Origin of the sequence: Leucobacter sp. OH1287, assembly GCF_003859945.1 — a bacterium.
Lineage (GTDB): Bacteria > Actinomycetota > Actinomycetes > Actinomycetales > Microbacteriaceae > Canibacter.
On sequence record NZ_RQYM01000009.1, the window covers coordinates 38,616 to 60,959 of the forward strand.

Sequence of the window (22,344 nt, forward strand, 5' to 3'; positions counted from 1 at the left end):
ATATCTTACCAGCGTTAGACGCTGTTAAGCCTGGTTTTTTGATGTTTTGAGGTAAATTTAGAGCGGCGTCCTCCCCCGAAATCGGAGGAGCTAGCCGTAGGTGTCCCGCTGACCCCGCCCGGGCACCGACCTAATACCGTGTTTCCACGACGGCACACCAGGCGCATAGATCTTCATCTCTGTAATGTTTGCGCCCGGGAACCGCTGATTGATGCTCGCAACAATGTGCCTGCTGAGCCTTCTCAGCTCAGCCGTCCAGGTCGTTGAATCGCACTGCACCTCAAGCGTTGTATGTCTGATCCCGAGAACCCTTGTGTGCGCCGCGTTGGTTGGGCCGACAATTTTCTCCCACTCCACAACAACCTGCGCCTGCTCGAAACCCTCACGCCAGCCGCGCTCCGAAATTGCCCTGGAAAAAACCGCCGACAGTTTCTTCGGCTCTCTGCCCTTCCCAAACGGCTGCGACGACTGGTTACGGCGCATCCGCTCTCGCCGCCGCTGGTCCCGGGTTTTTAACCTGCCTGCGCGACTGCCCTTATACTCCAGATAAATCTCGGTAATAAAGTCCTCGGGGCGTGGATCCGTGCTGCTCGCTGTCTTTCGCTGTTTAGCTGCTGCGTTTCCCTGTTTAGCTGCTTCGCCGGTTGGCTGTTGCTGCGGATCCGTTATATGCCGCTGTTTATCTGTTATATGCCTCGACTGGTCTGCTATATGCCCGTCTGGTAATGAAGGTATTTTTGGGCGATTATCCGCGGAATTATTCGCTGTCACAGCTCACCCTCTTCCCCACTGTTTTCAGGCGAAACCACCCTACCGTGTGAGATTTCTGTTGTATTCCAGTGTTGATTATTTGGAACATCAGCGGCAACTGCTGCGGTAACAATTATCTGCTCGTAGTCTCCAACGGCTGCGAGCAGGCGTGAGCGCCGCTCTCCGTCTAATTCAGCGAACACATCATCGAGAATAAGCACGGGATCGCCGGTTGTAGACTCATCACGGACCAGATTCGCAAACGCAAGTTTTAACGCCAGAGCCATCGACCAGGATTCACCGTGGGAAGCGTAGCCTTTAACCGGCAGCGAGTTCAATCCAATAAACAGCTCGTCTCTATGCGATCCAACTAGAGTCATCCCCCTGTCAAACTCCTCGGAGCGGCGTTGTTTTAGCGCCTCCGTGAAATCTTTCATCAATGTTTCACGTGAAACATTTGAGAGATGATCAAAGTTTGTATCGCTCTCCCCCGCAACAAATGTCTCGGGAGTAAAGCCGGGTTGTAACAGTGAGCCTGTCTCCGCAAGCATCAGCTCGGGCCGGTGATCATTATTAACAAGATTCTGATATGAATCCCGTAGATATGGCATAAGATCACTGATTAAACGGCGTCTTTCCGCCATTATTCTGGTGCCAAAATCGGTCAGTTGCTCATCCCAAACATCCAACATCGCAAGGTTAGAACCAGAGAGTGACCCATAACTGTTTGCTCGTGCGTTCTTCAATAGCGCGCTGCGCTGCTTTACAACCTGCGCGTAATCCCTAAGTGTTGCGGCAAAAGCTGGAACCCTGGTGACAATGGCCTCGTCTAAGAAAGCCCGCCGGGTAGCGGGATCCCCCTTGACAATCGCAAGGTCTTCAGGAGCAAACAGCACAGATGTGAACCAGCGTGTAAGCTCACGCGGCTGCACACGGTTGCCGTTAATCTGTGCGCGCTTCGGTCGACCCTGATTAAACTCCAGCTCCAGTGACACCTCTCGAGTTCCTGAGAGCACTCGCATTCTAACGACCGTGTTGGTGTCACCGACCCTCATTAGCGGGCCGTCAGAGGCTACACGGTGCGATGAGAGGGAGTTAAAATAACCGATCGCCTCGATAATATTGGTTTTGCCCTGGCCGTTGCGCCCGAGAAAAAGCTGCGGACCCGCTCCAAGACTGATGGTTGCTTCTTGGTAGTTCCGCCAGTTTCGTAGGACTAGCTTAGTGACCCGCACAGACTAATCAGCCTAGCCAACCTTAAGCACCGGCTGCAGCAGGTAGCGGAAGCTGTTTTCTACGGGAGCGTCCTGACCGTGCTGGCCGGTGATGAGAACCGGGCTTGGGCGGTTTTCCTGACCGCCGCTGGTGAATCCGATCCTGCAGAACTCACTGCGTGCACCGCTGAGGCCCTCTTTCAGGAACTTTGGACGGAGCGCAACGGACTGGTCTGGACCGTTGAGGTGGCAGTCAACTGACTCGTTTGCGCGAGCTGTTTCGCTGCCGATACCCTCGAGTGCCACCTGACCCTCGGTGAAGCTGAAGCGCAGAGCCGCGTCGCTGTCAGCAACAATGGCAACGCGATCCACCGCGTCGATCAGATCCTGTGTATTAACAACCGCGTAGTGGTCGACACTGTCGGGGAACAGGCGCTCAACCGGTGGGTAGTTACCGGTGATCAGCTGTGAGGTAACGGTTTTACCGTCGGCAGCGAAACCGATCAGCTCGCGATCACCCTCGCCCTGCAGGGCAATCTTGATGGTTTCCGCGTGGCTCAGCTGTTTTGCGACGCCGCTTAAGAAACCATGGGGGACAAGCACCGAGAGCTCAGAGCGGTCTGAGTGGTTTTCCCAGTCGATGCCACGAATCGCAACACGGTAGCGGTCGGTTGCTGTCATTTTCAGGTTGTTTTCGCTGACTGACAGCTGCACACTTGTGATAACCGGGGTGACATCGTCGGTTGATGCTGCTTTGCTTACCTGCTCAACTGCCTCTCTGAACGCTGCAGCAGGGACCTCACCGGTGGTTTCTGTGATTACTGGGACGCTTGGGTACTCCTCGACGGGCATTGCCGGCAAGTTGTAGGAGGATGATCCGCAACGAACCTCGACGCGACCGTCGGTTAGGAACAGCTCAACCTCGGCGTTAGGGAGTTTTTGTGCGATTTGGCCGAGCAGCGCACCGGGAACGAGCGCGCGACCGGGCTCAGCGATCTGCGCGGCAACCGATGTGCGAGCCGAAACCTCGAAGTTGAAGATAGAAAGATCAACGCTCTCCTCGTGAGCCTCCAGCAGAACACCGCCCAGTACTGGTTGGGGGTTACGAGCCGGTAGCATTTGCACAGCGAAGGTGACTGCCTCTTTAAACAGGTCTCGGTTAACTGTAAAACGCATTGCACTCCCTATTACAAAAAATTGACGTTTTAATCTTCCCACAAAGACGCCCAGCGCGCCATTCTAGCCTTAGCAGCAACACTACTCACCCGGCACGTGAAACGAAAAAATTAGCGAAAAAGTGAATCTCTGCTTGTTACTGTTCTTTATTATTATTACGTCTGTGGAAAATGTGGATAACTCGGTGGATACCTTATTTCTGTAAGTAACTACACCACTGTAACATGTTGAAGCCGTGTGGATATCGTGTTGATAAACTACCATGAAATTACAGGGCAGAAATCGTTTTCCACAGGGGTAAAAAAGTAATCCACGAAAAAGAGCCGTTTTCAACAAGTTTTCCACAGGTGCTGTTAATAACCCTCGAAAGCTGCGAGCTTGCTAGGAGTTTTAGGCAGCGCATCAACGGGTCCTCGCGAGAGTGGTTTAGCTGTTTTAGGCGCATCGGGGAAGCGGCGCCTGGAAACTACGCGGGTGCGGTGGTTGGTGGGCGCGGTGGTGAGTGGATCCGCTCAGCGCTGTTTCGGGCGGATCCGCCTAGTGCTCTTTTTTGATCAGCTCGGTGAGCTCGCTCACTTGCTCGTAGATTTGGCGATCGCTTTTAACCAGCTCGGTTATCTTGTTGATCGCGTGCATAACCGTTGTGTGGTCGCGACCGCCGTACAGCTGGCCGATCTTCGGCAGCGACAGGTCCGTTAGGTCGCGGCAGAGGTACATGGAGATTTGCCGGGGGAGTGTGATCTGCTGTGCGCGAGACTTACCGCACATGTCATCAACGGAGATTTTGAAGCGGTCAGCCGTGATTTTTATGATGTCTTTCGGGTGGATCGACTGCACCAGCTCGAGCGGAATCTCGTCCTTCAAAACGGTTGTCACCAGGTCGATATCGATCGCCTTGTTGTTAATCTCAGCCCAGGCGGTGATCCTGGTGAGGCGCCCCTCAAGCTCGCGAACACTGGAGGTGAAGTGTCTGGCAATGAACTCGAAAACCGCGTCATCCTGGATGTACATGTTCTCGCGCTCTGCCTTTTTCTGCAGAATCACAATGCGCGTCTCGAGGTTCGGCGCCTGAATATCCGTCGTCAAACCCCACTCAAAACGGGTAATCAACCGCTCAGGAATACCGCTCAGCTTACTCGGGTGCACGTCACTCGTGAAAACAACCTGTTTATTGTGCGTGTGCAGGTGGTTGAAGATGTGGAAAACAGCCTCAATCGTCTCCGTGCGCCCGTCAAGGAACTGCACGTCATCAACCATCAAAATATCAAGATTGCGGTACCGCTCCTGAAAATCGTTGCTCGCCTCAATGTTCGACTCGGTGCCGGTGGAGTGGATTGAGTTGATAAAGTCGTTAACCAGCTCCTCGGTTGCAACGTATTTCACGCGCAAATCCGGGTTCAAATCAAGCGCCTGATGGCCGATCGCGTGCATCAGGTGGGTTTTACCCAGCCCGCTAGAGCCGTAAATAAACAGCGGATTGTACGAGTCACCGGGTGATTCCGTCACCGCCATCGCCGCTGCTCGGGCAAAACGGTTAGAGTCGCCGGGCACAAAGGTCTCAAAGGTGTAGTTCGGGTTCAGCAGCGGTTTGCTCGGGTTTACCGGCCTGGTGCTAATCGCCTGATGGTTATCCCTTGTCGCAGAAACTGTGACACCTGCCGGTTTAAGCTCACTGATCGGTGATTCTGTCACGCCACGCTGCTGTGACTGTGTGGTCTGTGCCGCGGTGGATCCGGGCAGCTCACTGCCTGAGAGGGGGTCTGAAAAATCTGTCGTCTGTGCGTTGTGGCCGTTGTTTGAGCTTTCTAGTGAGCCCTCATCCCCGGGTTTTAGCCGGGTTTGCGGCAAATCGCCACTCTGGCCTGCAGCGTTCTGGGCCCCTGACCAGTAGGTTGCGGCGGGTTGTTGCGCCTGCGCGCTTGCGGGGGTTGTGGGGGCTGCGGGGTGCGGATCCGCTGGCGGCGGTGGCTGCGGCTGTGTCGCCTGAGCCTGGTTACTGCCCGCAGAAACGGATCCTGACTGGGTATTTAACGCGGGATTAACGAGAACAAGCACGTGGCTGAGGTCTTGCGCCTCGGGGATCTCCTGGAAGGCCTGCAGAATCGGATCCCGCAGCACCGTCTCAATAATCGTTTTTGTGAACTCGAGCGGTACCTCCAAGTAGAGAGCGCCGCCGCCCATACCGCGGGGGATAGCAACTGACAGCTGGGTTCTGGTGGCAGCATTAACACTGGGATTCTGTCGCACGAGCTCAATCGTGCGATCCCAGATTTGCTTGTCCATTGTCATGTAATACCTGCCGTATAACGTCAGTTGCCCCAGCATTAGCTGCTAGTTATCTCGAAAAGTGGATAACTTTTTATAGACTAGTAGAGTTATCCACAGCTTTGCAAGCTGGCGTAATATTAGGTCTTTATCCCAAAAGTAAATAACAATGTTGTAATTTATATCCACAAAATGTGGAAAACTGCGAATATCTGTGGATAACTGTGGAAAACTCGGCAAAGGGCGCAAAAAATAGCTGTTTCAGTTTGACTTGCGAGGGGCTTTTGGCATAGAGTTGAATGTCTGTAACGGCAACGTTTCATTTAGACATGCCTAAAAACTGGTGAACTTCAATTCGTAACTCTACGGAGAAATTATGAGCAAGCGTACTTTCCAACCAAATAACCGCCGTCGCGCTAAGAAGCACGGCTTCCGTCTGCGTATGCGCACCCGCGCCGGCCGTGCAATCCTTGCTGCACGTCGCCGCAAGGGTCGCGCTAAGCTCAGCGCCTAATTAAAGCAGCAAACAGGTATGCGCTGTGGCGGCTAAGCATCGCATTAGGCGAGGCGCCGATTATCGCGCTGTTGTGCGTACCGGTTACCGCGTGGGAGGCAAGCACTGCCTAGCTCACGCGGTTTTGTTGTACCCGGAGAGTGATCAAAACGAAAATGTTTCACGTGAAACATTGGCAGTGGATCTCACTCCGCGCTTTGGATTCATCATCACAAAAGCCGTTGGTAAAGCGGTAACCCGCAATCTGGTAAGGCGCAGAATGCAGTCGATCTGTGACGAGGCGGTGCGCGAGGGATTTAGCGGTGCAACCGTGGTATTCCGCGTTTTTCCACAGGCAGCAACCGTTGACTATCAGGAGCTGAGGCACTCTGTGCTAAAGCAGCTGAACCGCGTTAGGCCGTTCCGATCACCAAAAACGGCGACCAGTGGATCCACGCACGACATGCCAGGCAGCGACGGTCGTGGCAGCAACCAGGCAACAGCGGCGGGGGAGACAGTATGACCACGCTTCGCTGGCTGTTGGTGATTCCCAGCAACCTGGTAATTGCGTTTATGATCGCTTATCGCAGACTAATTTCTCCGCTTTATGGGCAAGTTTGTAGGTATTATCCGAGCTGTTCACGATACGCTTTAGAGGCATACCAGTATCGCGGGTTCTTTCAAGCCACCAGGTTAACTGTGTGGCGTCTGCTCAGGTGCAATCCCTGGAGCAGCGGGGGAGTGGACGATGTGCCGCGTGCAACCAACGAAACTTACACAGTAACCAAGCACGGCTTTAGAAGGCCGCGCAACCGGAAGGAAATTCATTAATGTACGAGTTTTTCCAGACGATCTTCTGGCCGCTCAGGTGGCTGGTGGAGGCTGTTTTAGCTCTCTGGCATAACCTGTTTGAGTTCCTGGGCATGGACCCCGACAGTGGTTTAACCTGGCTGCTTGCAATTATCGGCGTTGTGATCGTGGTTCGTTCCGCGATTATTCCGCTGACCGTGCGCCAGATTAAATCACAGCGCAAAATGATGGAAGTTGCGCCGGAGATGCGCAAAATCCAGGCAAAGTACAAGGGCAAGAACGACCAGTTCTCCCGTGAGGCAATGCAGCGCGAGATGATGGGTCTCTACAAGAAGCACGGCACCAGCCCGTTCGCGTCGTGTCTGCCAATCCTCGTGCAGATGCCGATCTTCTTCTCCATGTACTTCGTGCTCCGCGCCGCAGCTGAGGGCAGCGTCGGCGTCGGCCTGATGACAGAGCGCCTGACAAACAGCTTTAACAACGCGGTGCTGTTTGGTGCGCCGATCCGCATGAACTTCGGTGAGGGCTGGGAGTCGCAGAACTGGGCGGTTACCGCCTTCCTCGGCGCGATTATGATCCTGATGGTCGCCTCACAGTTCTTCACCCAGAAGCAGATCATGTCAAAGAACGTTTCTGACGAGACAAAGGCGTCGCCGATGTACCGTCAGCAGCAGATTCTGCTCTACATCATTCCGTTTGCGTTCCTGTTCTCCGGCTTTGTGTTCCCGCTCGCGCTGAACCTCTACTGGTTCGCGTCTAACCTCTGGACAATGGGTCAGCAGGCGATTGTTATCAACAAAATGCCAACCCCGGGCAGTGAGGCATGGCGTGCACGTCAGGCTCGTCTGCTCGCAAAGGGTAAACTGTCAGAGGACGAGGCACGCGCTGTTGAGAGCGCACAGGCTAGCCAGGAGCGTCAGGGCCAGCGTCAGCAGCCAATGAGCGCAAAGCGTGCAAAGAGAAAGGGCGGTAATAAATAGTGTCTAACGAGACAACCGCAGCAGCACCGGACGAGCAGGACCAGTCACTTGAGGCGCTTGAGCGCGAGGGTGATTTGGCGGCAGACTTCCTAGAGCCGCTGCTCGACATTGCCGATTTTGATGGCGACCTCGATCTCGCTGTCGCAAACGGCAGGGCAACCATCTCTGTCACCGGCGGGGGAGAGGAGCTTATCCAGTTCGCAACCCCGGATGTTGTGCAGGCACTGCAGGATCTCACACGGCTCGCTGTGCAGCAGCAGACCGGTGAGTTCAGCCGCCTGATTCTTGACATTGGTGGATCACGCGCCGCCCGTGAGGCGGAGCTCCACCGCGAGGTCGATGCGGCGATTGCGCAGCTCGCAGCGGGCAAGGCCGAGGTTAAGCTGCCGGCAATGTCCTCATACGAGCGCAAGGTTGTGCACGATTATGTGGCGGAGCGCGGCTACCACTCAGAATCTCACGGTGAGGGCCGTGATCGCAGGCTGGTAATCACATCCGCTTAATGCTATCCGTAGACAGTTAGCTGTTCGGCGGGGAGGGTGATAAACCCTTCCCGCCGCTGCTTTCGTCACCTGTTTTCTGTGATGTTGGGTGGAACTCAGTTCTGAAATGTAAAATGTTTCACGTGAAACATTCAGAGCATAAGCAGACCAGCCCAGAGCTTGAACCAGACTGCGCCGTTGAACTAGCGGGCGCGGGAATCGATAAACTCCGGGCGTTTGCGACCGATCTGATTGAACGGGGAGAGCAGCTTGGACTGATCGGTCCGCAGGAGCTACCACGTCTCTGGACTCGGCACCTGCTCAATTCTGCTCTGCTCGCACCGCAGCTAAAGTCGGGCGGCAGGATCGCTGACGTTGGGTCCGGCGGTGGATTCCCCGGTCTGGTGCTCGCTATTATTCGCCCGGATGTTGAGGTGCGGCTCGTTGAACCGATGGAGCGCCGCTGCGCCTGGCTGAGCGAGCAGCTGGTCAACCTCGAACTTGACAACGCCGCAGTCTATCGCGGCCGAGCCGAGGAGTTTCACGGCGCTTGGGAGGTGGATCAGGTGACAGCCCGCGCTGTAACCGCGCTAAAAAATCTCATTCCGCTGACCGCACCGCTCGCAAAGGACGGGGGAGAACTGCTGTTCCTGAAGGGTATGAACGTTGCCGCAGAGGTTGATAACGCCCAAAAGGTGATCAGAAAACACCGGCTGGTTGACTGCGGTATAGAGGTGCTCGGAACCGGCGTCACCGAGGAAACCAGGCTGTTTCGTGCGACAGTGCAGAGGAACAGTGACTAACTCGGTCGCGTGCCGCGCTCGTGGATCCCAGCAGCCCAGCGCCTCGGTGTGGGATCCGTTGTTAACAGTCACCCGCCCAGCTAAACCGCTGTTTAGAGGCTGTGGATAACGGGTTAAACAGTCAGCGTTGGTTATAAAATGTCCGCAGGTTTAAATATGCTTGAAAGAAAGTTAGGGGAGTTATGAACGATAACAGTGCACCACTCGCATCCGCTATCGCAGATAAAATCCGCAGGCGTAAACGGTTGCAGGGTGTTGAGACTCCGCTCCCTGCAGAAACACGGGTAATTTCGGTTTCTAACCAGAAGGGCGGGGTCGGTAAAACAACCACAACCGTAAACCTCGCTGCTGCGCTCGCACGACGGGGTGCGAGAGTTTTGGTGATTGATTTGGATCCGCAGGGCAACGCCTCAACCGCTCTTGGTGTGCCCCACCACGCCGAAATACCGAGCATCTACGAGGTGCTGATTGGCGAGAAGTCACTCGCGGATGTTGTGCAGAACAGCTCAGATTCTGAGGATGTGTTCTGCGTGCCGTCAACGATTCACCTGGCTGGCGCAGAGATTGAGCTGGTTGGGCTTGACCGTCGTGAGGTGAGGTTGAAGGAGGCGATTGAGCAGTTCCTGCGCGACGCCGAAAAACAGTTCCAATATGTTTTAATCGACTGCCCGCCGAGCCTTGGCCTCCTCACGATTAACGCCTTCACCGCCGCGGGTGAGGTGCTGATCCCGATCCAGTGCGAGTATTACGCGCTGGAGGGGCTATCACAACTGCTCAACAACATTAAACTGATTCAGCAGCACCTGAACCCGAGGCTGACGCTCAGCACAATCCTCTTAACCATGTTCGACAGCCGCACCAATCTCTCGCACGAGGTTGCGAACGAGGTGCGCACGCACTTCCCAGCGCAAACACTGCGCGTTGAGATTCCGCGATCCGTGCGGGTTAGTGAGGCACCGAGCTTCGGCAAAACAGTGCTCGCGCACGACGCAACAAATATTGGTTCAATCGCATACCTTGAAGCCGCGCACGAGTTTGCAAGCCGCGGTATTCCAGCAGAAGGAGACAACTAATGGCAAGCAAAAAACGTGGTGGGCTCGGGCGCGGCATTGGCGCGCTAATCCCGCAGGCACCGAACGGTGCAACCAGGCCCGTAGATGTGTTCTTCCCGGGTCAGACAATCGAGGCAGATAAGGCAGCGGGCACTGCAGGCGGCGCTGGCGGATCCGCCGACAAAAAGCGCGAAACCCCGCAGCCGGCGGCTGTGATTGCCGCGTCTAAGGCGGCAGCGGCTGTGAAAAACAGCGAGGCAGCAGACTCGACACTGCGCGAGGTGCCGGGCGCGACACTGACCGAGCTGGAACTGACCGACATTGTGCCAAACCGCGTCCAGCCGCGCACTGAGTTTGAAGAGACCGCGCTCGCCGAGCTGACGCACAGCATTAAAGAGTTCGGTGTTTTCCAGCCGGTTGTTGTGCGGCGGATCACGCCAGAACCGGCCGCGGGGGAGCCCGGGTTTGAGCTGATTATGGGTGAGCGTCGCTTCCGGGCGAGCGGCAGAGCCGGGAAAACCACAATTCCTGCGCTGATCCGTGAAACCAGCGACGAGAACATGCTGCGTGACGCGCTGCTCGAGAACCTGCACCGCGCCGAACTTAACCCGCTAGAAGAGGCGTCCGCCTACCAGCAGCTGATGGCCGATTTTAGTATCACGCAGGAGGAGCTGTCTAAGAAAATCGGGCGGTCACGTCCGCAGATCAGCAACACGATCCGACTGCTGCGGTTGCCAGAGCCGGTGCAGGCGAAGGTTGCTGCCGGGGTTCTCTCCGCAGGGCACGCTCGCGCGATCCTATCGCTCGACGGTGACCCGGAGGCGATGCAGAAACTCGCAGACAAGATCATTAACGAGTCCCTGTCTGTGCGTGAGGCAGAGAACGCGGCCAACGCTGAACCGAAAAAGAAGAAAGCGCGTGTTCGCGCGGGTGGCAGACAGCACGCACTCGCGGAAGTGGGGGAGCGACTGGGTGACCGGCTCAACACCCGAGTAACCGTGAAACTCGGCGCCAAAAAAGGTCAGATCGTGATCGACTTTGCAACCCCTGGTGATCTCAACCGGATTCTGCGAGAATTGGATGATCCGGGGCTGTCATAGTCCAGCAAAATGAACAAAACCCCCGAAACGAAGGAACAACGTGAACACACTCAACAGCACACAGTTTGTCAGCCAGCTGCTTAACGCGGGCGGAACCCTCGCAAACACCGGTTCACAGATCGCCGGCATCGTCATCGCCGGTATCGTGCTGCTGGTATTGGCGGCACTCGTGATCTTCTTCGGTGTGAGAAACAGCAAGAAGCGCAAAGCAGCCCAGGCCGCAGCAGCAGCCGAAACCGAGCAGGGCGGCGCAGCGGGCGGACCAGACACAACCGTCTAATCTTGCACCGCGAGCCTAGCACGCGCGGGGAGCTCCGGTTAAGCGGGTACCCCGGCTAAACTAGCCTCGCGGTGAGCTAAGCTCACCGTGAGGTAGCCTCGCCGAGACCAAATCCCTGCGTGGGCATACGCCCCGTACCGGGCCTAGCCCTTCAGGTTGGGGAAGTCGCTCTCGCGCCACTCGGTGCGGATCCGCTCGCCCGCGCTGTAAGCAGCCTCTTCGCGCTGCCTCAGCTCAACACGGCGGATCTTGCCCGAGGTGGTCTTGGGCAGCACAAAAAACTCGACACGGCGCACACGCATGTAGGGTGGCAGTGCCTCACGGGCGTGCGCGAGAATCGCGCGGGCAGTGTCAGCGTCCTCCGCAAACCCGGCTGTGACGGCAACATACGCTTTCGTGATGTTCAAGCGAGTCTCGTCAGGTGCTCCAACAACAGCGGCCTCCGCAACCGCTGGATGCTCCAGCAGCACAGACTCAACCTCAAACGGTGAAACCTTAAAATCGCTCGACTTGAAAACATCATCGGTACGGCCAACAAAGGTGAGCAGCCCGTCTGCGCCACGAGAAGCAACATCGCCGGTGTGATAGAGCCCGCCGCGGGTGGCCTTCGCGGTCGCCTCAGGATTGTCGAGATAACCGGGCATCAGATTAACCGGGTGGCTGGTCAGCGGCAGACAGATCTCGCCCTCAACCTCACCGGATTCCGGGAGCGGATCGCCGGTAACCGGGTCCGCCAAAATAACGCTGTTACCGGGCAGCGGCCTGCCCATCGCGCCGGCAACAATCCGGTCGCCTGGCAGGTTACCGATCAGCGCGGTCGTTTCGGTCTGGCCGTAGCCGTCGCGAATCTCCAGCCCCCACCAGCGTTTAATCTGCGAAATCACCTCAGAATTAAGCGGCTCACCGGCAGAAATAACCTCACGCAGGGCGTGTGGTTTAACGCGCAGCTCGTGCTGGATCAGCATCCGCCACACCGTTGGGGGAGCACAGAAGGTGTTAACTCCGGCGCTGTCGAGGCGATCCACCAGCTCATCAACATCGAAGCGAGCATAGTTGAGCACGTAGATTGTCGCCTCCGCGTGCCACGGTGCAAAGAAGCTGGACCAGGCGTGTTTGCCCCAGCCGGGCGCGCTAATCACCATGTGCACATCGCCCGGTTTCACGCCGATCCAAGCCATTGTGCTGAGGTGGCCGACCGGGTAAGAAATATGGTCGTGAACAACAATCTTCGGCAGGCTGGTTGTGCCTGACGTGAAATACTGCAGCGCGTGATCTTTGCCCGCGGCGAGCTTCGCAACCGGGGTGTCCTTAGCGGATCCGGCATCGTCATACTGCAGCCACTCAGAAAAATCGGCGTTCGCCGCCTTTTTTGCGGCGGGGGAGAGGGTGTCAGCGGCCGCCGAGTGGACGAGCACACCGCGCCAGTCGCCAGCAATATCGTTGAACTTTACGGCGTTGACGTGGCTCGCGAAAACCCAGCTGACCTTGCCGCGGGAGACGCGATCCGCCAGCTCATGCTCGCCGAGCACAACCGAGGTGGGCAAAATAACTGCACCGATTTTCAGGGCGGCGAGCATCAACTCCCACAGCTCAATCTGGTTATCGAGCATCAGCATCAGTACGGCTCCGGGCTTCACGCCCTGGTCGAGCAGCCAGTTCGCAACCTGGTTAGAGCGGCGAGACAGCTCAGCAAAGGTGTAAGAGTTGTCGGCCCCTCCCACCTCGGCGATGCGCAGCGCAACCCGGTCGTTGTCCTTCGCAATCACGTCAAACCAGTCGTGCGCCCAGTTGAAATCCTCAAGATCACGCGGGAACTCAAAACTGGTGCGCTGCTCGGCGGGAGACAGCGCGAGCAGCTCATCGCGGGCGACACGGAAAGCGTTTGATGCGTTGCTATTCATATATAGATTGTCTCACAGCACCGGCGGAAACAGGCGGTTTTGTCGATAATCCCCAGGAAGGGGGAGTGGATCCGGGCCAACGAGCCGCGCGTGGAGGCGCGAGCAAGCCACCTGTGAGCGCCTGGGTTAGGGATCCGCCCAACAGCCGCTAGAATAGCTGCATGGAATCAGCTGTTAAGAGTGTTGAAGAGTACAGAGCAAACCTTGCCGCGGTGAACGCAAACATTGCGGCGGCGGCCGAGCGTGCTGGCCGCGACCTCAGCGAGATCCGGCTGCTGCCGGTGAGCAAAACGATTCCAGAGGAGGGGCTGCGCAACGCCATCGCCGCGGGTATGCACCGGCTCGGCGAAAACAAGGTGCAGGAGGCGAAACGCAAGTGGCAAAACCTCGCCGATCTTGAGGTTGAGTGGGCGGTTATCGGCCACCTGCAGCGCAACAAGGCGAAGGACGTTGCCGAGTTCGCCAGCGAGTTCCAGGCGCTTGACAGCGACCGGCTCGCCGAAACCCTCGACCGTCGCCTGCAGAGCCTCGGCCGCAGCCTCGACGTTTATGTGCAGGTTAACACCAGCGGTGAGGAATCAAAGTTCGGGCTTACCCCCGACGCCGCTGTCGACTTCATCAAAACCCTGCCGCAGTACAGCGCGCTGCGGGTTCGCGGCCTGATGACGCTCGCAATCTTCAGCAGCGACACCGAGCGGGTGCGCGAGTGTTTCCGGGTGCTGCGCACGGTGCGCGACCGGGTGCGCGACATCGACGCGGACCTGCTGGGCCCCGCCGAACTGTCGATGGGCATGTCCGGCGACTACGAGGTCGCGATCGAGGAGGGCGCGAACTGTGTGCGCGTCGGCACCGCGATCTTCGGCAAGCGCAACGTCTCAGACGCAACCTGGTGGCCAGGGGTTTCCTAGGCGGATCCACCCACCCCGCCTCAGGGGGCTTGCTAAGCAGCTGGATCCGCGCCGGGCTGCCCGGGTTTCCTTGGGGTGCCTCGATGCCGGGGCGCCCCGATGCCGGGCTGCCCGGATCCGCCCGCCCCGCCAGCCTGGTTATATAGACTCTATGTAACTAGATATAGAGAACATCCCTGCTGGTGTGTTTGTAATCCGATTGTTATGTTTTAGCAATGGTGACTAAATCCCCGAAAAATCAATAATTTCAAGGGGGTTGATGGGGGATCCACCCGCCCCGCCCGAAAAAACCCGGCGAGCCGCCGCACTTTTTAGTTAAAGTAGCTGATGAGAGTGTTTTGATGCTCTTTTAAAAGTTGGTAATCGGAGCGGTGCTCTTAGATAGGGCACAGCACAAGGAAGTGATATCAGATGAAACTACGATACAAGGCACCTGCGCTCATTGCGGCTGCGGCGTTGGCGTTCGGCATTACCGCCTGCGCAGACAACAGCGCGTCTGAGGGTGAGGGGAAAACCAGCACCGATGCCGTCGCGTCCGTGAAGGTGGATGAGGCAGCACGCGCTGCTCTGCCGGCGGATATTCGTGACGGCGGTGAGCTGATTGTCGGATCAGACCTTGGTTACCCACCAAACGAGTACAAGGACGCAAACAACAAGCCAGCGGGTTGGGCGGTTGACCTGGTTGAGGCTGTTGGCGCGAAGCTCGGCTTGACTGTGCGCTGGGAGGTTGCGGCGTTTGACCAGATCATCCCGCAGATCACCGGCGGCACCTACCACCTCGGATCATCATCATTCACCGACAACGCTGAGCGTCAGAAGTCCGTTGACTTTGTTGACTACTATGAGGCAGGTATTCTGCACGCACAGAGCAGCGGCGCTGGCCTCAAGGCTGACGACCTGTGTGGTCTGAAGATTTCTGTGCAGACCGGTACAACCGCTCACACCGACGTGGTTCCAGCAATCACCGAGGAGTGTGAGGCAGCCGGTAAACCAGCCGTTGACATGAAGGTGTTTGACGCACAGGAGGACGCAACCCAGGCTCTCGTGCTCGGCAATGTTGACGTGATGACCGCTGACTCACCGATTGTGCTCGACGCGATCGCAAAAACCGGTGGCAAGCTGGAGCAGCTCGGCGACGTCTTTGACTCAGCACCTTACGGTCTGGTCACCGACAAGAACACCGAACTGACCGAGGCTGTGCGACTGGCTCTGCAGTCCCTGTTCGATGACGGCACCTACGAGCAGATCCTCAGCGATCACGGTGTTGAGGACGGAGCAATCGAGAAGGTAACAATCAACGCGGGCAAGTAAACCGCGAGAGGTGAAAACCGCAGAGGTGTATTAGCTGATGAGTGAAAAAACGGGCGAGAAAACCCCTTTTTACGACACTGAGCCGATTGAGGCGATTAAACTAAAGCGACCCGGCCGCATTGTGTTCGCGGTTGTGCTGGTCATCCTGACCGTGCTGTTCGTCTGGGACGCAGCCGTTGTGCGGCAGGCATACGACTGGCCAGAGGTCGGCAAATACCTGTTTGATCGCCGCATTGTGGAGGCCGTTGGGGTAACCCTGGTCCTCACCGTGCTGTCAATGATCCTGGCGGTCGCGGTCGGTGTCACCCTCGCGATTATGCGAATGTCCCCAAACACGGTTGTGCGATCGGTCGCCTGGGTTTACCTGTGGCTGTTCCGCGGCACCCCGGTTTACGTGCAGCTGGTGTTTTGGGGCCTGCTCGCAACCATCTACAAGAGCGTCGATTTCGGCATCCCGGGACTGGATCCGCTCGCGTCGATCGAGGTGTCTGGGGTTCTAAAGAACGCGTTCATTCTCTGTATTCTGGGTCTCGGTTTGAACGAGTCAGCCTACATGGCTGAGATTGTTCGCGCCGGTCTGATCTCGGTTGATAAGGGACAGAACGAGGCCGCAACCGCGCTCGGTCTGGGCTGGTGGCACACGATGAGCCGCATCGTCCTGCCACAGGCAATGCGCGTTATCATCCCGCCAACCGGCAACGAATTCATCTCGCTGCTGAAAACCACATCGCTGGTGACCGCGGTGCCGTTCACACTCGAGCTATACACGAGAACCCGCGATATTTCAGCGGTCACCTACAAACCGGTGCCGATGCTGATCGTCGCCTCCATTTGGTACCTCGCCGTCACCTCGATCCTGATGGTCGGTCAGTACTACCTGGAGCGCCACTTCGCAAAGGGCGCAAACGACCGTCCAAAGGTTATGAAGCCAACGGTTGCGACGGGGGTAATTACGCTCCCCGAGGCTGCCGAGCTTGATGGGGCGGGCGGATCCACCAACACCGCAGACAGTGTTGCAGCACCGGGTGCAACAGGACAGGAGCGTTAACCGTGACAACCGTAACCCCGATGGTAAAAGCTGAGGGCGTCTCGAAAAGCTACGGATCAAACCTGGTTTTGCGCTCTATCTCCCTGGAGGTTATGCCGGGCGAGGTGCTGTGTCTGGTGGGGCCGTCTGGCTCCGGCAAGTCAACCTTCCTGCGCTGCATCAACCACCTGGAGGAGGTTAACGCTGGCAGGCTGTTCGTTGACGGTGAGCTGGTTGGCTACCGCGAAAAGAACGGCAAACTGTATGAGCTACACCCGCGCGAGGCGGCTGCGCAGCGTAAGGACATCGGCATGGTGTTCCAGCGCTTCAACCTGTTCCCGCACATGACCGCGCTCGAGAACGTGATGATCGCGCCGCAGCTACACAAAAAGGCTGAAAAGACCGTGCTAAAAGCGGAGGCGATGGATCTGCTCGCGAAGGTTGGTCTCGCCGACAGGCACGACTACTACCCGTCACAGCTCTCGGGCGGTCAGCAGCAGCGTGTTGCGATCGCGCGGGCGCTCGCCATGAAACCAAAGCTGATGCTGTTTGATGAGCCAACCAGCGCGCTCGACCCGGAGCTTGTGGGTGAGGTGCTAGAGGTTATGAAGGAGCTCGCGCGCTCCGGCATGACGATGGTGGTTGTGACCCACGAGATGGGCTTCGCTCGCGAGGTCGCCGACAAGCTCGTGTTCATGGACGGCGGCGTTGTGGTTGAGGCTGGTGACCCAACCCAGGTGCTCACCAACCCGCAGCGGGAGCGCACCAAGGCGTTCCTGCGCAAGGTGCTGAAGTAACTAGCGTGCTGCAGTAGACTGTGCCGGTTAGTCCCTGAGGGGAGTTGTTTTCCCCCCTTTCTTGGCTTCCCGCGGGGCTAACCGTCACACACTCGCAAGAACCGCTGCTTCACCGGTAACTAGCCGGCGGGGCAGCGGTTCGCTACTGCCCAAGCTCCTCTTTAATCTTGGTTGTTGAGATCCCCTCTGTGCGGTCGAGGTAGATAACCTCGCAGTGCGGGCGCAGCACCTCAAAGTTGGGGTTCCCGGCCCAGTCGCTACCCATCACAACCGAGTCAACCTCGTATTTTTTGACGTCCGCGATCTTCTGCTCCCAGTTCTCCTCGGGGATCACCAGGTCGACGTACCGCACCGCCTCCAGCATCTTCTTGCGGGTCTCAAAATCGTGGTACGTTTTTTTGCCCTTACCGCGGTTAAACTCCTCGGTTGAGACGGCGACAATAAGGTAGTCGCCGCAGGCGCGGGCGCGCTGCAGCAGCCTGATGTGACCCCAGTGGAGGAGGTCGAAGGTGCCGTAGGTGAGGATCCGCCGCATGCTACTGGTTCTCGATTAACAGGCCTGCAATGCCGCCAACGAGTGAGGCGCCCGCGATCGCGAACGCGGTGCCGATCAGGATGACGTGCACCTTCAGGAAGCTTGTTGCGCGGCCCTCGGCGTCGTAGGCGCGCTGGTCTTTGCGCACGCGGCGCAGGAACGGCGGCCAGATAACGAAGTTGAAGACGGCGTTAACGAGCAGCAAAACAGCGAGCAAAATAGTCATAGTTCAAGCATACGCTGAAGCTCTGCCGCGGTGCTAGCTCTGCCGTATGCTCCCGGGGTTTTCTCACCGTCGCCGAATCCCCACTCGACGATGATGGTTGGCAGCCCACACCGCGCAGCGCCCTCAAGGTCGTGGATCCGGTCACCGATCATCACCCCGCCTGCGGCGTCGAATCCGGCGGCGGTTAAATCGGCGACCGCGCCGGCGATCATCTCGTGTTTGTGGATCCGCCCAGCCGGAATATCGGCACCCCACAGCGACACGAAGCAGTCTGCGAGCCCGAAGTGTTCGAGCCCGCGCTCAACCTGCCACTGCGCCTTCGAGCTGGCAACCGCCTGCGGCACGCCGAGGCTGTGCAGCTGCTGGATCAGTTCAGCGACGCCGGGGTAGAGGCTGACGAGGTAGTCGGGCGGCAGGTCCTCCGCCATTGCGCGGGTGTGCTGGGTTGCGAGCTTGGCGTCGGCGGGGGACATGCCCGCGATTTTCTCGAAGCTCTCGATTAGCGGCGGACCGATAAAGCGCCGCAGCTGCGCCTGGTCGAGCGCGGGATATTTGAGGAGTTCAACGACCCGGGTGACCCGCTCAAAGATTTCGGCGCCGGAGTCGAGGATTGTGCCGTCGACGTCCCAGATGATCGGGGAGAATCTCATTTGCTGAGCCCCTCAAGCAGTTCGGCGGTGATTGGTTGATCGTCCGCTGCGAGTTCAACATAGCGGCGCAGCAGCACCTGTTTTGCCGAGCCGGAATCGAACTCGGCCGCGACAAAGCGGTCGCCGGTGATCAGCTGCAGCGCCTCGCGGGCGGGCATAACCGCGCCCTTTGGTTCTGCTGCGTTGCGGCGTGCGGCTCGCGAGTTTGCCTTCGCGCCACCCTTAACCGCGAGGCGGAGCTCGTCCATTGAGGTGAAAATGGGGAGGACCAGCTGCCCCTGCGCGGTACGGAGGGTGCGGGCGCGGATGCCACGCTTCTTCGTGGTTGTGCCGGTTACATCAACCACCAAGAATCCCTCGCGGATCGCATTAAGGAACGCCGCCAGGTGCTCGTAGTTGGGGGTCTGCTGCAGCGCGGTGAGCGCGTCGCGTGCCTGCGTGTTGCTGTAGTCGGCGAACTCGGCGAGCTGGCTGAGATCCTGCTCGGCGAACTCGGCGCCGGGCTCTGCCGGTACCTGCTCGGGGTTCAGCGGTGCCGTGCCGGAAGCTGACTCGGCTGGTTCCTGCTCGGCCGGATCGCCGCTGTTTGGCTGGTTGGGGATTGAGGTAGTCACGATTCGACCTTACTTTATTACTCTGAACGCTTTTAGGCTGAGCGCTTGCGGGTTCTCTGCCGCGCGATGGGGCGGCGGGGCTGGATGGTGCGATTAGGCCGTGCGATTAGGCGGCGGGGTTTAGAACAGCGCGTTCATATCCTCGATGCCGCGCATGGCGTCGTAGTCGAGCACGAGGCAGCGGATCCCGCGATCCTCCGCCAGGGTGCGCGCCTGCGGTTTAATCTCCTGCGCCGCAAAAACCCCGTGCACGGGAGCGAGTCGGGGATCGCGATTCATCAGTTCCAGGTAGCGGGTGAGCTGTTCAACGCCGTCGATCTCGCCGCGCCGTTTAATCTCAACGGCAACTGATTCGCCAGCGTGATTGCGCGCGAGAATATCGACCGGCCCGATCGCCGTCATGTACTCGCGGCGCACGAGGGTGTGACCGTCTCCGAGCAGTTCGATCTGGTCAGCGAGCAGCTCCTGCAGGTGAGCTTCGACGCCGTCCTTCACCAGGCCCGGATCCACCCCCAAATCGACGCTCGTGTCTGCGAGCACCTCAAACAGCGAAATCACGAGCTTGTCGGAGGTTTTGCGCTGTGACACCTCCCACAGTTCGGCGATGCCGGCGGATTTTTGTTCGTCGCTCGGGGCGACCTCGGTGAGCGTGCAGGGCGGGCTCATCCAGTTGAGGGGTTTGTAGGATCCGCCGTCGGAGTGCACGAGCACGCTGCCGTCGGCCTTCAACATTAGAACACGTTTCGCGCGGGGAAGGTGGGCGCTGAGGCGCCCCGCGTAGTCAACCGCGCAGTCTGCAACCACAATTCTCACCCAATAGAGTCTAGTGCCTGCCCCTTGTAAATACGCAAAATGCGCGGGCGGCGGGCGGTAATTATGGCAGGGTCGGCGGTTGCGACGCCGGCAGGGACCGCGGCGCGGGCGGCAAGCGGATCCAATGTTTCACGTGAAACATTGCTGCGGGCGCCAGCCAGTCACCGCCGCCGGCTTTGCTTTTCCGGGCTGTTTTGATTTTTAATAGTATTTGCGCACAAATCTGACGGAGGCAGTATGCTGGCATGGCTCTACCTGGCGGGCGCGATCGCCGCCGAAATCTTTGCGACCGTGATGTTGAAGTACTCGGAGGGGTGGTCGAAGCTGCTGCCCTCGGTCTGCTCAATCATCGGTTACGTCGTCGCGTTCGGGCTGCTCAGCTTTGCCTTGAAAACCTTTAACATCGGGGTTGCTTACGCTATTTGGTCCGCGGTCGGCACGGCGGCGGTTGCAATACTCGGGATCTGGTTATTCGGCGAAAAGCTGACGCTGGTTCAGGTCACGGGACTGGCGCTGCTGATTATTGGCGTTGTGCTGCTGGAGGTCGGGGGAGAGCACTAGCCCCGAGGCCGGCTCGCCTCGGCGGGGGAGCAAATAACCGGAGAGGGCAGGGATCCAGACCGGAACCAACGCACCCGCACCCGCTCAGGCGGGGAGCCGCATCCAGGCGGTGCCGCGGATCCGCACCCAGAGCGGCAGCACCCTGAGCCCCATGTACCAGAAATTGTAGGTGCCGAGCAGCCACAGCAGCTGCGCTGTTGCCGCGCGCGCGTCGGGGGTGAGGTAGAAGAACAGCACAATCGGGGTGTAGACAAGCACGTTGAGGGTTGCAAAAATCCCCATGTATTTGACGTCGTTTGCACCGATCAGGATGCCGTCGAGCGTGAAAGCGGCGGCCGCGAACGGCTGGCCGAGCGCCGCAATGCTGAGGCTTAGCGCGACCAGCAGCTGCACGCTCGCGTCCGAGGTGAACAGCGGCGCGCAGGTCCACGCAACCACCAGCACAATCGCGGCGGCAACAAAACCGGTGATCCAACCCCAGTGCATACAGCGGTTCGTCACGAGACGGACGGTGACCGGATCCGCCGCCCCCAAATTTTTGGCGATCAGCGCCTGCGCAGCAATCGCTAGCGCATCGAGCGCAAACGCCGCAACCGTCACAACCGTGTTGCCGATCTGGTAGGCGGCCGTCGCCTCGTCACCCTTCAGCGTGATCGCGGCGAGCGACAGCACGAGCACAACACGCATCCCGGTTGTGCGCAGCAGCAGCCAGCCACTGCTGTGCCCAAACTTCAGCAGCAGGTCGCGGCGTGGTGTGAGACGCGCGCCGGTGCCGCGGATCCGCTGCGCCACGAACCAGAGATAGGTGAGCACCATCAACCACTGCACTATCACGGTGCCGAGGGCGGATCCGGCAATCCCCAGCTGCAGCGGGTAGATCAGCACCCAGTTGATGCCGATGTTGAGGATCGCGGCGAGGGTTGAAACGTAAAGCGGGGTGCGGGTGTCTTGATAGCCGCGCAGCGCGCCGGTTAGCGCGAAACAGATCAGCATCGCGGGCAGGCCGAAACAGCTAATCTGCAGATAGCTGAGCGCGGCGTCGAAGCTGGTTACGCCGCTGCCGACCCCCGCATCGGGGAGAAACCAGGCGACTATTGGTTCGGCGAACAACCAGATTAAAAGCCCGAAGAGTAGCCCGAGCGCGGATGCGGCCCACAGCCCGGTGACGCTCGCGGCGGCGGCGTCACGGAAGCGCCCGGCACCGAGATTGTGAGCAACCAGCGGTGTGATCGCGAAGGTGATAAAAACGGTGAGGCCGACAACGGTTGTCACAACCGTGGCGGCGACGCCGAGCCCCGCGAGGTTTGCTGCGCCCAGGTGACCCACCATCACGGTGTCGCCGAGGAGGAACAGCGGTTCCGCAACCAGGGAGCCGAGCGCCGGCAACGCGAGCGCAAAAATTTGCTTATCGATCCGATGTTTTGCGGTTATGGCGGTCTGGTCGTGGGAGAGCCGTGGCATTTTAGAGAAGGAGTCCTCGCTAAGGATGGGGCAGCCAGCGGCTGCTGACGGAGGGCAGCCGGCGGCTGCTGTAAATTTGCTGTTTCAATCCTAGTGCAGGCCGCAGACAGCAGGTTAATTCGCTAGGCTTAGAGC

At 58.5% G+C, this 22,344-nt stretch carries 25 protein-coding genes; 14 read left to right on the forward strand and 11 right to left on the reverse strand.

Features of this window, described 5'->3' with window-relative positions; translation table 11 throughout:
* Window positions 1-90: 90 nt before the first annotated feature.
* From EII30_RS06265 to dnaA, 4 genes are all read right to left on the reverse strand, one after another.
* Window positions 91-771: a DUF721 domain-containing protein gene (locus EII30_RS06265; RefSeq protein ID WP_124886479.1), complete on the reverse strand. Its 681-nt coding sequence runs from the start codon at window positions 769-771 to the stop codon at window positions 91-93.
* Window positions 768-1,985 carry a DNA replication/repair protein RecF gene (gene recF, locus EII30_RS06270; RefSeq protein WP_124886480.1) on the reverse strand — a complete coding sequence of 406 codons (1,218 nt, stop codon included), beginning with the start codon at window positions 1,983-1,985 and terminating at the stop codon, window positions 768-770. The genes EII30_RS06265 and recF overlap by 4 nt, the downstream gene beginning before the upstream one ends.
* A 12-nt stretch (window positions 1,986-1,997) precedes the next feature.
* Entirely contained in the window at window positions 1,998-3,140 is a 1,143-nt protein-coding gene (gene dnaN, locus EII30_RS06275) for a DNA polymerase III subunit beta (RefSeq protein WP_124886481.1), read from the reverse strand.
* Between the two features lie 537 nt (window positions 3,141-3,677).
* The gene (gene dnaA, locus EII30_RS06280; RefSeq protein WP_124886482.1) at window positions 3,678-5,423 is read right to left on the reverse strand and encodes a chromosomal replication initiator protein DnaA; all 1,746 of its coding nucleotides are present in this window, start codon (window positions 5,421-5,423) and stop codon (window positions 3,678-3,680) included.
* A gap of 358 nt (window positions 5,424-5,781) precedes the next feature.
* On the opposite strand from dnaA, the gene rpmH reads away from it, so the two are divergent.
* The 9 genes from rpmH (at window position 5,782) to EII30_RS06325 (ending at window position 11,405) form a co-directional block, all read left to right on the forward strand.
* Entirely contained in the window at window positions 5,782-5,919 is a 138-nt protein-coding gene (rpmH, locus tag EII30_RS06285; RefSeq protein WP_124886483.1) for a 50S ribosomal protein L34, read from the forward strand.
* Window positions 5,920-5,944: 25 nt separating this feature from the next.
* A complete protein-coding gene (gene rnpA / locus EII30_RS06290; protein ID WP_255409819.1) occupies window positions 5,945-6,421 on the forward strand; it encodes a ribonuclease P protein component in 477 nt (158 codons plus the stop codon).
* Complete coding sequence (gene yidD / locus EII30_RS06295; protein ID WP_124886484.1) at window positions 6,418-6,729, forward strand: membrane protein insertion efficiency factor YidD; 312 nt, start codon at window positions 6,418-6,420, stop codon at window positions 6,727-6,729. Before rnpA ends, yidD begins: the two co-directional genes overlap by 4 nt.
* A complete protein-coding gene (gene yidC / locus EII30_RS06300; RefSeq protein ID WP_124886485.1) occupies window positions 6,729-7,688 on the forward strand; it encodes a membrane protein insertase YidC in 960 nt (319 codons plus the stop codon). Before yidD ends, yidC begins: the two co-directional genes overlap by 1 nt.
* The gene (locus EII30_RS06305; protein WP_124886486.1) at window positions 7,688-8,191 is read left to right on the forward strand and encodes a R3H domain-containing nucleic acid-binding protein; all 504 of its coding nucleotides are present in this window, start codon (window positions 7,688-7,690) and stop codon (window positions 8,189-8,191) included. Before yidC ends, EII30_RS06305 begins: the two co-directional genes overlap by 1 nt.
* A gap of 122 nt (window positions 8,192-8,313) precedes the next feature.
* Window positions 8,314-8,973, forward strand: coding sequence for a 16S rRNA (guanine(527)-N(7))-methyltransferase RsmG (gene rsmG / locus EII30_RS06310; RefSeq protein WP_233569332.1), 660 nt, complete (start codon window positions 8,314-8,316; stop codon window positions 8,971-8,973).
* A 182-nt stretch (window positions 8,974-9,155) separates the two neighbouring features.
* Window positions 9,156-10,046 carry a ParA family protein gene (locus tag EII30_RS06315; RefSeq protein WP_124886488.1) on the forward strand — a complete coding sequence of 297 codons (891 nt, stop codon included), beginning with the start codon at window positions 9,156-9,158 and terminating at the stop codon, window positions 10,044-10,046.
* Window positions 10,046-11,125, forward strand: coding sequence for a ParB/RepB/Spo0J family partition protein (locus EII30_RS06320; RefSeq protein WP_124886489.1), 1,080 nt, complete (start codon window positions 10,046-10,048; stop codon window positions 11,123-11,125). Before EII30_RS06315 ends, EII30_RS06320 begins: the two co-directional genes overlap by 1 nt.
* Before the next feature lie 40 nt (window positions 11,126-11,165).
* Complete coding sequence (locus tag EII30_RS06325) at window positions 11,166-11,405, forward strand: LPXTG cell wall anchor domain-containing protein (protein ID WP_124886490.1); 240 nt, start codon at window positions 11,166-11,168, stop codon at window positions 11,403-11,405.
* Between the two features lie 143 nt (window positions 11,406-11,548).
* On the opposite strand, the gene EII30_RS06330 is transcribed toward EII30_RS06325, so the two are convergent.
* Window positions 11,549-13,306 (reverse strand): AMP-binding protein, encoded by a 1,758-nt coding sequence (locus EII30_RS06330; RefSeq protein WP_124886491.1) that lies wholly within the window; start codon window positions 13,304-13,306, stop codon window positions 11,549-11,551.
* Between the two features lie 161 nt (window positions 13,307-13,467).
* On the opposite strand from EII30_RS06330, the gene EII30_RS06335 reads away from it, so the two are divergent.
* The 4 genes from EII30_RS06335 (at window position 13,468) to EII30_RS06350 (ending at window position 17,349) form a co-directional block, all read left to right on the forward strand.
* A complete protein-coding gene (locus EII30_RS06335) occupies window positions 13,468-14,214 on the forward strand; it encodes a YggS family pyridoxal phosphate-dependent enzyme (RefSeq protein ID WP_124886492.1) in 747 nt (248 codons plus the stop codon).
* 411 nt (window positions 14,215-14,625) lie between these two features.
* Window positions 14,626-15,525: an ABC transporter substrate-binding protein gene (locus tag EII30_RS06340; RefSeq protein WP_124886493.1), complete on the forward strand. Its 900-nt coding sequence runs from the start codon at window positions 14,626-14,628 to the stop codon at window positions 15,523-15,525.
* Window positions 15,526-15,562: 37 nt separating this feature from the next.
* Window positions 15,563-16,573 carry an amino acid ABC transporter permease gene (locus EII30_RS06345; RefSeq protein ID WP_124886494.1) on the forward strand — a complete coding sequence of 337 codons (1,011 nt, stop codon included), beginning with the start codon at window positions 15,563-15,565 and terminating at the stop codon, window positions 16,571-16,573.
* A gap of 20 nt (window positions 16,574-16,593) precedes the next feature.
* Window positions 16,594-17,349: an amino acid ABC transporter ATP-binding protein gene (locus tag EII30_RS06350; RefSeq protein WP_124886518.1), complete on the forward strand. Its 756-nt coding sequence runs from the start codon at window positions 16,594-16,596 to the stop codon at window positions 17,347-17,349.
* Between the two features lie 142 nt (window positions 17,350-17,491).
* On the opposite strand, the gene tagD is transcribed toward EII30_RS06350, so the two are convergent.
* The 5 genes from tagD to nucS form a co-directional block, all read right to left on the reverse strand.
* Window positions 17,492-17,884 carry a glycerol-3-phosphate cytidylyltransferase gene (gene tagD / locus EII30_RS06355; RefSeq protein ID WP_124886495.1) on the reverse strand — a complete coding sequence of 131 codons (393 nt, stop codon included), beginning with the start codon at window positions 17,882-17,884 and terminating at the stop codon, window positions 17,492-17,494.
* Between the two features lies 1 nt (window position 17,885).
* Complete coding sequence (locus EII30_RS06360) at window positions 17,886-18,110, reverse strand: SCO4848 family membrane protein (RefSeq protein ID WP_124886496.1); 225 nt, start codon at window positions 18,108-18,110, stop codon at window positions 17,886-17,888.
* A complete protein-coding gene (locus EII30_RS06365) occupies window positions 18,107-18,760 on the reverse strand; it encodes an HAD hydrolase-like protein (protein WP_124886497.1) in 654 nt (217 codons plus the stop codon). The genes EII30_RS06360 and EII30_RS06365 overlap by 4 nt, the downstream gene beginning before the upstream one ends.
* Entirely contained in the window at window positions 18,757-19,374 is a 618-nt protein-coding gene (locus EII30_RS06370; protein WP_233569334.1) for an SseB family protein, read from the reverse strand. The genes EII30_RS06365 and EII30_RS06370 overlap by 4 nt, the downstream gene beginning before the upstream one ends.
* Window positions 19,375-19,494: 120 nt before the next feature.
* Window positions 19,495-20,187, reverse strand: a complete 693-nt coding sequence (gene nucS / locus EII30_RS06375; protein WP_124886498.1) for an endonuclease NucS — start codon at window positions 20,185-20,187, stop codon at window positions 19,495-19,497.
* Window positions 20,188-20,424: 237 nt separating this feature from the next.
* Between nucS and EII30_RS06380 the strand changes: the two genes are divergently transcribed.
* On the forward strand, window positions 20,425-20,748 hold the full coding sequence (locus EII30_RS06380) for a multidrug efflux SMR transporter (RefSeq protein WP_199731590.1): 324 nt from the start codon (window positions 20,425-20,427) through the stop codon (window positions 20,746-20,748).
* An 84-nt stretch (window positions 20,749-20,832) separates the two neighbouring features.
* On the opposite strand, the gene EII30_RS06385 is transcribed toward EII30_RS06380, so the two are convergent.
* The gene (locus tag EII30_RS06385) at window positions 20,833-22,209 is read right to left on the reverse strand and encodes an MATE family efflux transporter (protein WP_124886499.1); all 1,377 of its coding nucleotides are present in this window, start codon (window positions 22,207-22,209) and stop codon (window positions 20,833-20,835) included.
* Window positions 22,210-22,344 lie beyond the last annotated feature (135 nt).